11 protein-coding genes are annotated in these 12,096 nt (G+C 67.9%); 4 read left to right on the top strand and 7 right to left on the bottom strand.

The genetic code is table 11. The features are described 5' to 3' along the window. Positions 1 to 46: 46 nt before the first annotated feature. Positions 47 to 1,456, bottom strand: coding sequence for an MFS transporter (locus ACNJ7E_RS35350; RefSeq protein ID WP_283335227.1), 1,410 nt, complete (start codon positions 1,454 to 1,456; stop codon positions 47 to 49). 131 nt (positions 1,457 to 1,587) lie between these two features. Continuing rightward, a complete protein-coding gene (locus tag ACNJ7E_RS35345) occupies positions 1,588 to 2,838 on the bottom strand; it encodes a CynX/NimT family MFS transporter (protein ID WP_418342073.1) in 1,251 nt (416 codons plus the stop codon). Between the two features lie 11 nt (positions 2,839 to 2,849). Between ACNJ7E_RS35345 and ACNJ7E_RS35340 the strand changes: the two genes are divergently transcribed. Further along, positions 2,850 to 3,515: a FadR/GntR family transcriptional regulator gene (locus ACNJ7E_RS35340; RefSeq protein ID WP_418342072.1), complete on the top strand. Its 666-nt coding sequence runs from the start codon at positions 2,850 to 2,852 to the stop codon at positions 3,513 to 3,515. Here ACNJ7E_RS35340 and ACNJ7E_RS35335 read toward each other — a convergent pair. The 3 genes from ACNJ7E_RS35335 to ACNJ7E_RS35325 all read right to left on the bottom strand — a co-directional run bounded on the left by ACNJ7E_RS35335 (position 3,512) and on the right by ACNJ7E_RS35325 (position 6,900). After that, a complete protein-coding gene (locus tag ACNJ7E_RS35335; protein ID WP_280781650.1) occupies positions 3,512 to 4,366 on the bottom strand; it encodes a TIGR02569 family protein in 855 nt (284 codons plus the stop codon). The two genes, ACNJ7E_RS35340 and ACNJ7E_RS35335, sit on opposite strands and share 4 nt — an antisense overlap. Positions 4,367 to 4,448: 82 nt before the next feature. Then, positions 4,449 to 5,633 (bottom strand): adenylyltransferase/sulfurtransferase MoeZ, encoded by a 1,185-nt coding sequence (gene moeZ / locus ACNJ7E_RS35330; protein ID WP_016883159.1) that lies wholly within the window; start codon positions 5,631 to 5,633, stop codon positions 4,449 to 4,451. 133 nt (positions 5,634 to 5,766) lie between these two features. Then, the gene (locus tag ACNJ7E_RS35325; RefSeq protein ID WP_280781649.1) at positions 5,767 to 6,900 is read right to left on the bottom strand and encodes a DUF3152 domain-containing protein; all 1,134 of its coding nucleotides are present in this window, start codon (positions 6,898 to 6,900) and stop codon (positions 5,767 to 5,769) included. A 224-nt stretch (positions 6,901 to 7,124) separates the two neighbouring features. On the opposite strand from ACNJ7E_RS35325, the gene fasR reads away from it, so the two are divergent. Further along, positions 7,125 to 7,796 carry an HTH-type transcriptional activator FasR gene (gene fasR / locus ACNJ7E_RS35320; protein WP_009479561.1) on the top strand — a complete coding sequence of 224 codons (672 nt, stop codon included), beginning with the start codon at positions 7,125 to 7,127 and terminating at the stop codon, positions 7,794 to 7,796. A gap of 57 nt (positions 7,797 to 7,853) precedes the next feature. Here fasR and ACNJ7E_RS35315 read toward each other — a convergent pair whose 3' ends face one another. Both ACNJ7E_RS35315 and ACNJ7E_RS35310 read right to left on the bottom strand, forming a co-directional pair. Further along, positions 7,854 to 8,084, bottom strand: a complete 231-nt coding sequence (locus ACNJ7E_RS35315) for a DUF3107 domain-containing protein (RefSeq protein WP_005259708.1) — start codon at positions 8,082 to 8,084, stop codon at positions 7,854 to 7,856. 112 nt (positions 8,085 to 8,196) lie between these two features. Continuing rightward, positions 8,197 to 8,877, bottom strand: coding sequence for a ferritin-like fold-containing protein (locus ACNJ7E_RS35310; protein WP_009479559.1), 681 nt, complete (start codon positions 8,875 to 8,877; stop codon positions 8,197 to 8,199). A gap of 322 nt (positions 8,878 to 9,199) precedes the next feature. Between ACNJ7E_RS35310 and ACNJ7E_RS35305 the strand changes: the two genes are divergently transcribed. Together ACNJ7E_RS35305 and ACNJ7E_RS35300 are read left to right on the top strand one after the other, a co-directional pair. Next, complete coding sequence (locus ACNJ7E_RS35305; protein WP_418342071.1) at positions 9,200 to 10,867, top strand: DEAD/DEAH box helicase; 1,668 nt, start codon at positions 9,200 to 9,202, stop codon at positions 10,865 to 10,867. A gap of 9 nt (positions 10,868 to 10,876) precedes the next feature. Further along, positions 10,877 to 12,091 carry an Rv3212 family protein gene (locus ACNJ7E_RS35300; RefSeq protein WP_418342070.1) on the top strand — a complete coding sequence of 405 codons (1,215 nt, stop codon included), beginning with the start codon at positions 10,877 to 10,879 and terminating at the stop codon, positions 12,089 to 12,091. Positions 12,092 to 12,096: the final 5 nt, after the last annotated feature.

The following is a 12,096-nucleotide window of genomic DNA, read 5'->3' as shown; positions in this document are numbered from 1 at the left end:
GCTCCTTCTAGCTGAATTACTCGAGTTCATGCGGTACTGCGTGAGGTCACGCCGAGACCGACACCTTTTCGTCGTCGCCGGAGACGGTGAGCCCACGGGTGACGGACGGGCGGCGCAGGAAGACGAACCAGGTGACGAAGATGCAGGCGATGTAGAAGGCGAGGAACACCCAGAACGCCATGGTCGCCGACTTCGCGGTGCCGCCGTAGGACGCGCGCAACACCAGGTTGATGCCGACGCCGCCGAGGCCACCGATGGCGCCCGCGAACCCGATGAGCGCGCCGGACATCGCCCGCGACCACGCCGCCTTGGCGTCCCGGCTCAATCCCTCGAGTCCCTGCGCCTTGGCCTCGAAGATCGACGGAATCATCTTGTAGACCGAGCCGTTGCCGATGCCCGCCAGCAGGATGAGGGTGATGAAGCCGAACACGAACGCCACCAGCACTCCGGCCGTGGCCGCGCCGGGCGTGCCGTCGTCGATGGTCCCCGCGGTGACCAGCACTGCGGCGGCGAGCGCCATGGCGACGAACGTGTACAGCGTGATCTTGCCGCCGCCGATGCGGTCGGCGAGCTTGCCGCCCATCGGCCGCGCGATGGAGCCGAGCAGCGGTCCGATGAAGGCGATCTGCGCGGCGTGCAGCGCAGCCGCGGCGGGGGTGGCGCCGCCGGCGAGGAAGTTGATCTGCAGCACCTGGCCGAACGCGAAGCTGAAGCCGATGAACGAGCCGAACGTGCCGATGTAGAGGAAGCTGATGACCCACGAGTCGGAGAACTTCAGCGCCTTGGCCATCGACCGGAGATCGGACTTCTGGTTGCCGAGGTTGTCCATGAACAGGGCGGCGCCGACCGCGGCGACGGCGATGAAGACCAGGTAGACGGCGCAGACGATCCACGGCTCCGTGTTACCCAGGGTGGCGATCACGAGCAGGCCGATCACCTGGATCATCGGGACGCCGATGTTGCCGCCGCCTGCGTTGAGGCCGAGCGCCCAGCCCTTGAGGCGCTGCGGGTAGAACGCGTTGATGTTGGTCATCGACGAGGCGAAGTTGCCGCCGCCGACGCCGGCGAGGGCGGCCACGAGGATGAACGTCGTGTACGACGCGCCGGGGTTCATCATCAGGTACAGCGTGAACAGCGTCGGCACGAGCAGGACGAGGGCACTGAAGACGGTCCAGTTGCGGCCGCCGAAGCGGGCCGTCGCCACCGTGTACGGGATCCGCAGAATCGAGCCGACGAGGGTCGGGACCGCGACGAGGAAGAACTTGCCCGCCGCGTCGATGCCGTAGATGTCGGTCGGCATGAACAGGACCATGACGGACCAGATCGACCAGACGGAGAAGCCGACGTGCTCAGCGACTACCGACCAGATCAGGTTCCGCTTGGCGATGTCCTTGCCGCCCGCCTCCCAGGCGTCGACGTCTTCCGCGTCCCAGTGCTCGATGTAGTGCTTCTTCACCCGGGCCTCCTCGTTGTGTGGGAGACCCAAAGGTAGAAAACCGGTGTTGCGGCGGTGCTGCGGTCGGTGACCGCAACGTCAACTGATCCTCACTTTTCAGCTGGGCCGATGTGAGGTTTCCTGCATGTTTCCTAGACGTGTCGAAGAGCGTCCTGCGGCTCCGAATCGACGTGCCAGCTGTCCTCGAGCATGCGCGGCTTGCATGCCTGGAACGCTGCGATGAGGAGGATCACCACGCCGCACGTCAAGAATCCGAACGACAGGGTCCACCCGCCGGAGGCATCGTGGAACACGCCGAACAGTAACGGACCGAGGCACGCGACGGCGTAACCCACACCCTGGGTGAAACCGGACAGCGTCGCCGAGCCGAGATGGCTGCGCGTGCGGAGATTGATCAGTGTCAGCGACATCGGGAAGGTGCTGGGCCCGAGCCCGAGCAGCACGATCCACAGGATCGGCGCGCTCATCGGGGCGAGCAGGAGTCCGCTGAAGGAGACGAGGTAGCAGACCGCGCACCCGATCACGATCGGGAACGGGTTGCGCATACGCGCGCACAGCGTGGGGGCGCCGAACGCCGCGACGAGGCCCATGAACGAGAACAGTCCCACCATGGCACCGCCGAACGCCTCACTCGCACCGGCGTCGGACAGGATGTCGGGAATCCAGGTGAACATCGAGTACGTGATCATCGACGTCATCCCGAACATGCCGGCCATTCCCCAGCCGACGGGCGATCGCCAGGCCTTCCCGTGGGGACGCTCGGCCGGAACGTCCGCCGGCGGCTGCGCCGTCACGACCACGGCGCGACGTCGTTCGCGGGCGAGGAGGAAGATCCACGGGACCGCCGCGGCGAAGCCGAGGAGCGCCCACACGCCGATCGAGAACCGCCAGCCGAATGCCTCGGCGAGCGGGACGGCCACGAAGGCGGGCGCGATGGTGCCGATCTGCACGCCGACGATGTACACCGAGCTCATCACGGCCAGCCGGTCGGAGAAGTAACGCTTGACGAGCGGCGGAATCACCACGTTGCCGATTCCCATGCCTGCCAGCGCGAGCGCCGACAGTGCCAGCAACGACCAGGTGTCGCTCATCAGGGCTCTCGTGAGCATGCCGACCGCGGCCATCAGCATCGCGACGAGGGCGGTCCGTTCCAGGCCCCACCGCTTGGCGATGAGCGGCGTCCCCAGTCCGAACAGCGCGAACATCGCCGTCGGCACCATTCCGAACACCCCGACGACCGTCGGCGAGAATCCGATGTCCTCCCGGATCTGCGAGGCAAGCGGGGTGAACGAGGTGACCGCCAGCCTCAGCACGAGAGCAGACATGGCGATCGCGCAGAAGACGAGGAGGCGGCCGCGTAGAAGAGTCACAAGAGAAATCATAGGATGACAGGATGACCTTTGGAAAACCAGTGCGCCGCTCGAGTCTGATCTCACAGGTCACCGAGCAGCTGCGCGACGAGATCTGCAGTGGTCGGTGGGCGGTCGGCGCGAAGATCCCCACCGAGACCGCGCTGTCCGAACTCACCGGAACGGGACGCAACACCGTCCGCGAGGCGGTGCAGGCCCTCGTCCACACCGGCCTGCTCGAACGGCGGCAGGGATCCGGCACGTACGTCGTCGCCACCTCCGACGTCGGGGGCACACTCGGCAAGTACTTCGCCGGCGCACACGAGCGCGACGTCACGGAACTGCGGCAGGCGCTCGACGTCACCGCCGCCGCGCTCGCCGCCCGGCGCCGCACCCCGGACGACGTCGCACGCCTGCAGAGCCTCCTCGACGAACGCTCCCGGTGCTGGGCCGAATCCGACACGGAGGCCGCCGTCGCGGCGGACGTCAGCCTGCACCGCGCGATCGTCGAAGCGAGCCACAACGCCGTGTACCTGGAGTTCTACGACTCGCTACTGCCCTCGATCGCCCAGACCGTCGACCGGCACGTCCACGCGACCGGTGCCGGGTTCCACGACGAGCACGGGCGTCTGATCCAGGCGGTGGTCGACGGGGACGAGGCTGCCGCGACCACGGCCGCCCGCGATCTGTTCGCGGAGCTGCTCACCTAGAGCAGGAGGCGTACCACGTCGGCCGTGCGGGCAAGTCCGGGAAACGCCTCCGCGGTCGAGCGTGGGTGCAGCACGTGGACGGCGAGCCTGAACAGCACCGCACGCAGGAGCATTTGCGGCCATTCGGGCAGATCTTCCCAACGGCCGATGAGGGCCTCGTCGGCTCCACCCCAGGAAATGGCATCCACCACGGCCACCGCCGCCGCCCACGACGCGGGACGCCAGTACGGAGTGATGTCGGTGATCCCGGGCGCGAGGGCACCGGCGAACAGGACGGTGCCGAACAGGTCTCCGTGCACCAGCTGGTCCGGGCCCGTGACGGGCTTGCGCAGCGTCGCGAGTCCGGTGATCAGTTCCAGGCTCTTGCGACCGTCGGGGGACGGCGTCTCGAGCTGTTCCGCACCCTTCGCGCTGCGCAGCGGGATCTTCTCCCAGGCGGCGCGATCCGCAGCCACGAACACGTCGACCTCGGCCCACGGCGCAACCGGGGGCTGCACGAGGAACCGGGGACGGTCGAGCTGCGAGGTGGCGGCGTGAAGCCGCCCCGACATCGACACGACCTCGTCGTGACGCGGTTCGGGCGTGCCCTCGATGAACGTGTCGGCCCGCCACCCGGACACCACATACCGGCCGTCGGTGGACCGCACAGGACGCGCGAGCCGCACCCCGTCCACCTCCAGCGTCTCGCGGATCTTGGCGGACCACGCGGCGCGCGCGTGGTCGGCGACGGCTGACAGGACTACGTCTCCACAGAGCCACCCGCCGTCCCAGTCCGCACCGAGTGGGATGGGCTCGACTTCCCGGAGGCCGAACGTGGAGCACACGTGTTGAGGGGGTTGGCCTGTGCTCACGGACTCAACGCTACCGCCGGGTGGGCCGGTGACACTGCAAGGCGCGCTGGCCCGGGCACGGGCAATCACGCCACGACGAAGGTCAGTAGACGGGCAGGCTGGTGTCCACCTGTTTCGCCCACGCGATCACGCCGCCCTGCAGATGTGTGGCGTCGGAGAAGCCGGCCTTCTTCAGCGCGGCCAGCGCTTCCGCCGAGCGGACGCCGGTCTTGCAGTGCAGCACGATCGGCTTGTTCTGCGGAAGCTCCGACAGCGCCTCCCCCGACAGGATCCGGTCCTTGGGGATCAGCACGGCACCGGGCAGGTGGACGATGTCCCACTCGACCGGCTCGCGCACGTCGATCAGTTCGATCTCCTTGCCGGAGTCGAGGAGATCACGCAGCTCCGTGGCCGTGATGGTCGAACCGGCCGCCGCCGCCTGACCCTCGTCGGACACCACGCCGCAGAACGCGTCGTAGTCGATCAGTTCGGTGACCGGGGTCCGCGCCGGATCCCGGCGCAACGTGATGGTGCGGTAGGTCATGTCCAGTGCGTCGTAGACCATCAGCCGTCCGAGCAGCGACTCCCCGATGCCGGTGATCAACTTGACCGCCTCGGTGGCCATGATCGAACCGATCGACGCGCAGAGCACACCGAGCACACCGCCCTCGGCGCACGACGGCACCATGCCCGGCGGGGGCGCCTCCGGGTACAGGTCCCGGTAGTTGAGTCCGCGACCGTTCGGCGCATCCTCCCAGAACACGGACGCCTGGCCCTCGAATCGGTAGATCGAGCCCCACACGTACGGCTTGTGCGCGAGGACGGCGGCGTCGTTGACGAGATACCGGGTGGCGAAGTTGTCGGTGCCGTCGAGGATCAGGTCGTACTGCTCGAACAGTTCCACGGCGTTGTCGGGCTCGAGCCGGAACTCGTGCAACCGGACGTCGACGTTGTCGTTGATCTCGCGGATCGAGTCGCGCGCACTCTCGGCCTTCGGACGGCCCACGTCGGACCGGCCGTGGATCACCTGCCGCTGCAGGTTCGACATGTCGACCTCGTCGAACTCGACGATGCCGAGCGTCCCCACACCCGCCGCCGCCAGGTACAGCAGGGCGGGTGACCCGAGGCCGCCCGCGCCGATGACGAGGACCTTCGCGTTCTTCAGACGTTTCTGCCCCGCCATACCGACATCCGGGATGATCAGGTGCCTGCTGTACCGCGCCACCTCGTCGCGGGAAAGTTCGGCGTCCGGTTCCACCAGCGGCGGCAGTGCCTCGGTGGTCTTCACAGAACGGTCAAGCGACACGGCCCACTCCTGACGTTGCGCGACAGCTTCCGATGCGTCGGACAGCATTGACTTCAACGCTCCGACAGGGTCCATTCTTCCCCTCCCGCCGGCAGTCGCGCGGGGCGGCCCCTGCTCACGCCCTCGGGAACGGCCACGGATTGAAATGGCAGGTCAGACCGTTCATCGGGACGATACCCTCGGGGTCGAGCTGCGCGATGTCGTTGTTGGCCGTGCCGAACGTCTGCTGCATCATCACCGGCGCGAGGCCGCCCTCGGTCTCGCACGGCTGGTGGTCCTGGTAGCCGATGGCGTGCCCGACCTCGTGGTTGATCTGGTACTGCCGGTACGACCCGATGTCGCCCTGGAACGCGATGGCTCCCCGCACCCAGCGCGGCTCGTTGAGGACGACGCGATCGATGCCGGGGTTGTAGCAGGACACCTCCAGCTGGATGTCGTAGCCGCACGCCTCACGGATGGTCATCTGCGACGTCAGCGACACCCGGAAGTCGGGGTCGCCCTGGTCGACGCGGCGGAACGCGAACCGCGGGTCCTTCGTCCAGCTCTTCGGATTCGACAGCGTCTGGTCGACCATCCGGCCGAACGACTCGTCGCCGCCGAACCCGGACGTGTCGACCCCGTCCTCGATCTCGACGCTGTACGTGAATTCGCGTTCGGTGCCCTGCCCGATCTTGGTTCCGCTTCCGGGAACCACGTGCCAGGTGCCTGCGCCGACCGCCGTGAACGGACCTCCCTCGGGCAGCGCGCCCGAGGGAAGTTCGGCGGCGAAGTTACCGTCGGCCTCCGGCGGGATCCCGATGACGCTCGAACCGTCGGTGTCGCGGGACAGGGTGCCGAATCCGGGGGTGTCGGTCTCGGCCGTCGTCTCGCTGCCGCCGCCGGTGTCCCGGACCGCGTCGACCACCACGAGAACGGTGACCACCAGCAGGATCGGGATCGCGTAGGCCCGCCAGCCGTAGGTGGAGACGAACCGGCCGATGCGGCTCTGCTTCCGCGCCTGCCGCTCGGGGCGCGGGTTCCGGGGCCTGCCGACGTCGCGGCTGGTCGGGTCCCATTGCGCACGGAGCGGTTGATGCGACTGTGGTGCCGACTGCGAAGTGTGGGGACGGACGTCACGCTGGTCGATGCTGCGCGATCGTCGCTCCCCGTCCTCGGAGCTCTGGGGAGCCCGGCCGCGAACACGCGGTCCTCCTCGGTCAGTCACGCAGCCCAGAATCTCACAGTCCGGCACCGCCTCGTCCCAGCGCACCGTCCGCAGGTCATTCGGCGTGTCACGCAGAGGCGATCCGCAACGTCGCGGCTACCCGGGCGACCAGGCGCACCCGACCGCCGCAGGGTCCCAGTTACCGGTCAGGCAATATCCTTGACCGGGCGAGTCCAGCGAGTCCACCATGAACGGTTCACTACGCGCGGGTATCGTTCACACAGTTACACAGAATGTGACGCGGAATACTTGTGCAGATTGGAAGCGCTATGACTGAACTCGCGGATCGGACGAACTCCGATCGCGATGCCACCCCCGGAAAGGGCACCGGGGCCCGTCGCAGCACGCGACTCCCCCGTGACGCCCGGCGACTGCAGCTACTCGCCGCAGCCAGCGAGGTCTTCGTCACACGCGGATACCACGCTGCCGGTATGGACGAGATCGCCGAGTGCGCCGGTGTGAGCAAGCCCGTCCTCTACCAGCACTTCCCCGGCAAGCTCGAGCTGTACGTGGCGGTGTTGCAGAGCTATGTCGACAGCCTGATCTCCGGCGTCCGGCAGGCACTGCGCTCGACCACGGACAACAAGCAGCGTGTCCGCGCCGCGGTGCAGGCGTTCTTCGACTTCGTCGACAACGACTCGCAGGGTTTCCGGCTCGTGTTCGAGTCGGACCTCATGGGTGAGCCCCAGGTGCAGAGCCGCGTCGAGCAGGCCACCGAGGCGTGCGTGGACGCCGTGTTCGACCTCGTCAGCCACGACTCCGGTCTCGATCCCTACCGCGCCCGCATCCTCGCTGTCGGCCTCGTCGGCGCCAGCCAGTTCACCGCGCGGTACTGGCTCGAGGCGTCGCGCCCGATCCCGAAGGAAGAAGCGGTCGACACGACGGTCACGCTCGCGTGGGGCGGTCTGTCCCGCGTGCCGCTGCATCCCGAACAGCGCTGACACCGTGCACGAGAAAGGGCCCGCAGTCGAGTCGACTGCGGGCCCTTTCTCGTGTGTTCACTTGGTCGGAGCGAATCCGACCTTGCGGATATCGGACGGGCCGATCTCCACGTAGGCGATCTTGCTGGACTGCACGAGGTACTTGCGTCCCTTGTCGTCCTGCAGAGACAAGATCCCGTCGCCACCGGTGAGGGCGTCCGAGACCAATGTCTCGACCTCGTCCGGGGTCTGCTCGCTGCTGACGATGAGCTCACGCGGGCTGTCGATTACACCGATCTTGACCTCCACGGTCAACCTCCGAACTCTCCGAGAAACATCAGCTGTCCTGGCAAGGCTAATGCAGTGGCCGCCGCCGGTGCGCGTCCGTGGGCTGTGCCCTGAGCGAACATGCCGTCACACCTCACACAAGCCCGAGCACGGCCATGCGTTCGGCGTGCATCTCCTGCATGCGGTCGAACAGTGCGACGACGCCGTTGAGGTCGCCGGACGCGGAGATGACGAGTTCGGTGAGCGCCTCCCGCTGCGCGAGGACGAACTGTGCCTGGGTGATGGCCTCGCCGAGCAGTCGCCTGCCCCAGAGCATGAGGCGGTCCTTGTCGCGGTTGCTGGCCTTGATCGCCTGCTGCACCTCGTGGACGACGAACTCCGAGTGGCCGGTCTGCGAGAGCACCTCCTCGACCGTCCGCGAGACCTCGGCGGGCAGCGAGTGCCCGATCTCGCGGTAGAAGTCGGCGGCGATCCCGTCACCGACGTAGGCCTTCACCAATGCCTCGAGCCACGTCGACGGTGTGGTGGACGCGTGGTAGTTGTTCAGGGGGCGGACGAACGGATCCATCGCCTCGAAGATGTCGAACCCACGCGCGGTCAGCGCCTTCTCGAGCATCTCGAAGTGGCCCATCTCGGCGGCGGCCATGCTTGCGAGCGCCACTTTGCCCTGCAGGGTCCGCGCCATCTGCGCGTCCTCGGACAGCCGGTAGAACGCGGAGATCTCGCCGTACGCGAGGACCGCGAAGAGTTCACTGACGCCGGGGTGATCAGCGGGAATGGTGGAATCAGAGGATGCAGGCGTGTTGGGCTCCATGGCGCCACAGCCTAGTGGGTCACCCAGTGATGTTTGCCATGCGTAACCGGTTGTGGGGCGTTCTCCGGCTACAATGATCATGGGCAACCGCTCGTCACCACGTTCGCCTCCACGGAGAACGCGGTTTGAGTGATGATCGATCACGATCCGATCAGCGGTTCCCACCGATAATGTGCGCGCACCTGATCGACGGTCCCAGCCGCGCCTCGCCGAAATCTTCGATTTCAGCGCTGAGGCAGTGGCAGGATCGACTCGGAAGAGGACATCGACGAGCGTCGACTGGGAAATCGGGCCGACCAGCGGCCTGGCCCTTACCTCGTGCGTGCGTGCAGCTACGAGGAAGGCCAGTCCCCTGAGCAAGATCACTGTCGACCATGAAGACGACGCAACCGAGACCACGCTGTCGGCGCAACTCGACTCCACGCACGTCGCCCCCACTTTCGCCGAGCTCGGAGTGCGTGACGAGATCGTCCGCGCTCTCGACGAGATCGGCATCGAGCGGACGTTCGCGATCCAGGAGCTGACGCTCCCCCTCGCCCTCGCCGGCGACGACCTGATCGGTCAGGCCCGCACGGGCATGGGCAAGACGTTCGGTTTCGGCGTCCCGCTGCTCCACCGCATCTCCAGTGGCACCACCGGGACGGCCGCACTCGACGGCACTCCCCGCGCGCTGGTCATCGTGCCCACCCGCGAGCTGTGCATCCAGGTCACCAAGGACCTCGAGGGCGCAGCGAAGTACCTGAAGGGCGAGAAGAACAAGCTCGAGGTCCTCGCCATCTACGGTGGCCGCCCGTACGAGACGCAGATCGCGACGCTCCAGAAGGGCGCCGACGTCGTCGTGGGCACCCCGGGTCGTCTGCTCGACCTCGCCAACCAGGGTCATCTGATCCTGGGCAAGGTCGAGGTCCTCGTTCTCGACGAGGCCGACGAGATGCTCGACCTGGGCTTCCTGCCCGACATCGAGCGCATCCTCGGAATGGTGCCGGACAAGCGCCAGACGATGCTGTTCTCGGCGACCATGCCGGGTCCGATCATCACGCTCGCCCGCACGTTCCTCACCCAGCCGACGCACATCCGCGCCGAGCAGGCCGACGACTCGGCGGTGCACGACCGGACCAGCCAGCACATCTACCGGGCGCACGCGCTCGACAAGGCGGAGATGGTGGCCCGCGTGCTGCAGGCCGACGGCCGCGGCGCGACGATGATCTTCACCCGCACCAAGCGCACCGCCCAGAAGGTCGCCGACGATCTCGCCGAGCGGGGTTTCTCCGTCGGCTCCGTCCACGGCGACCTCAATCAGGTTGCTCGCGAGAAGGCGCTGAAGGCGTTCCGCACGGGCAAGATCGACGTGCTGGTCGCAACGGACGTCGCGGCCCGCGGCATCGATATCGACGATGTCACCCACGTCATCAACTACCAGTGCCCCGAGGACGAGAAGACGTACGTCCACCGGATCGGCCGCACCGGGCGGGCGGGCCGCACCGGCATCGCCGTGACGCTGGTGGACTGGGACGACATCCCCCGCTGGCAGCTCATCGACAAGGCTCTCGGCCTCGGCATCCCCGATCCGGCGGAGACGTACTCCAGCTCCCCGCACCTGTTCGAGGAGCTGTCGATCCCGGCCGGCGCGACCGGCACGATCAAGCGCCCCCGGGTGGAGAAGGCCGAGAAGGTCGCATCCGAGCGGAGCGAGAACACGGGCGCCGAGCGGAGCGAGAACACGGGCGCCGAGCGGAGCGAGAGCTCCGATATCGAGCAGGGCGAGAAGGCCGAGCGCACGGAGCGTCCGGCACGCACCCGCACCCGCCGCCGCACCCGTGGTGGCCGCCCCGCGGACTCCGTGGGCCCCAAGTCCGTGTCGCCGGAGCCGACGGCACCCGAATCCGCTGCTTCGAGCGGGGACACCGACGGCGAGGGTGCCTCCAAGCCCCGCCGGCGTCGTCGCCGCCGGACCACGAAGGTCGGCGCCGCCGCGACGAACGCGGAGTAAACAACCACCGTGCTCGCACCTGAGCGGCGCTCGCGCGCCGATCTCGTCGTCGCTGCCGGAATCGCCGTCGCGGTCGTGGTCGCCCTCACCGTGGTGTGGTTCCGTAGCGATGCCCGGGGCACCACCTCGGTCACCGCCGCCGAGCCGCCGCCTGCGCTCATCACGGCCCTGACGGTTCCTGAGACGCTGAGCCCGATCTGGGACGCCGCCAGTTCCGCCACCTCCGCACCCCTCGTCGTCGCTGGTGCGGTCGTCACCGCCGACAGCGGGGACGTCGTGGGACGGGACCGGATGTCGGGTACCGAGCTGTGGCGGTACGAGCGTGATCTCGACCTGTGCGGTGTGACGGCGTCGTGGGAGAAGGTCGTGGCCGTCTACCTCGACGACCGCGGCTGCTCCCAGGCCACCGAACTCGACGGCGGTACCGGTGAGCGTCTGGCCCAGCGGAGCAGCGACGCCGATTCCGAGGTGACGCTGAAGGCCGACGGTACGTATGTGGCATCTCTCGGCGACCGCCGGCTGGAATTGTGGCGCTCCGACCTCGTCCGCACCGTCGAGTACGGCCGGGTGGACGCGCCCGTGAACCCCAGGAGGCAGCCACGCAGCGGATGCACGCTGATCGACGTCGGTTCGAGTAGCAGCAGGCTGTCCGTTCTCGAGCGCTGTCCCGGCGAGGTAGCCGATCGTCTGACGGTCATGAACCCGTCGCCGAAGGACAATCAGGAACCCGAGGAGTACGGGTCGAGCGTCCTGGCGGGGGTGGATGCCGGCGTCGAGGGCGCTCGCATCCTCGGGGTGTCCGGCGAGACCACGGCCGTCTACCTCCCCGCCGGCCCGTCGTACGGACCGCGGATCGGCCTGTTCGACGGCACCGGCAACGCCGTGTCCGAATACGCGCTCACCGCCCGGGTCGGCCCGGACCCCGTCACGTCGACAGGCAGTTCGGCGGTCACCTGGTGGACCGGTTCGGACGTGGTGTCACTCGGCGCCTCCGATCTCGTACCGCGCTGGATCTTCCCGGGCGCTCTCGGCCCGGGAGCGGTGATGGCCGGAAACCTACTGGTTCCGGTGGAATCCGGCATCGCCGTGCTCGACTTGTCGACCGGCGCGTTGCTTCGCACGATCCCGGTTGCGCGTGACGCCGCGGCGGGGCCGATCCTCACGACGGTGGCCGGCGACGTCGTCCTCGAACAGCGCGGCGATGCTGTCGTGGCGCTGCGCTGAGATCG

Origin of the sequence: Rhodococcus mengyinensis, assembly GCF_048381435.1 — a bacterium.
GTDB classification, from domain to species: domain Bacteria; phylum Actinomycetota; class Actinomycetes; order Mycobacteriales; family Mycobacteriaceae; genus Rhodococcus_F; species Rhodococcus_F opacus_D.
Note: the sequence above shows the minus strand (reverse complement) of the source record. Positions and strands in the feature narration are given on the sequence as shown.

Excerpts from the sequence above, each read along its gene's own strand:
- ACNJ7E_RS35345 (WP_418342073.1), bottom strand. The coding sequence starts at position 2,838 with ATGATTTCTCTTGTGACTCTTCTACGCGGCCGCCTCCTCGTCTTCTGC.
- ACNJ7E_RS35340 (WP_418342072.1), top strand. The coding sequence starts at position 2,850 with ATGACCTTTGGAAAACCAGTGCGCCGCTCGAGTCTGATCTCACAGGTC.
- fasR (WP_009479561.1), top strand. The coding sequence starts at position 7,125 with ATGACTGAACTCGCGGATCGGACGAACTCCGATCGCGATGCCACCCCC.
- ACNJ7E_RS35310 (WP_009479559.1), bottom strand. The coding sequence starts at position 8,877 with ATGGAGCCCAACACGCCTGCATCCTCTGATTCCACCATTCCCGCTGAT.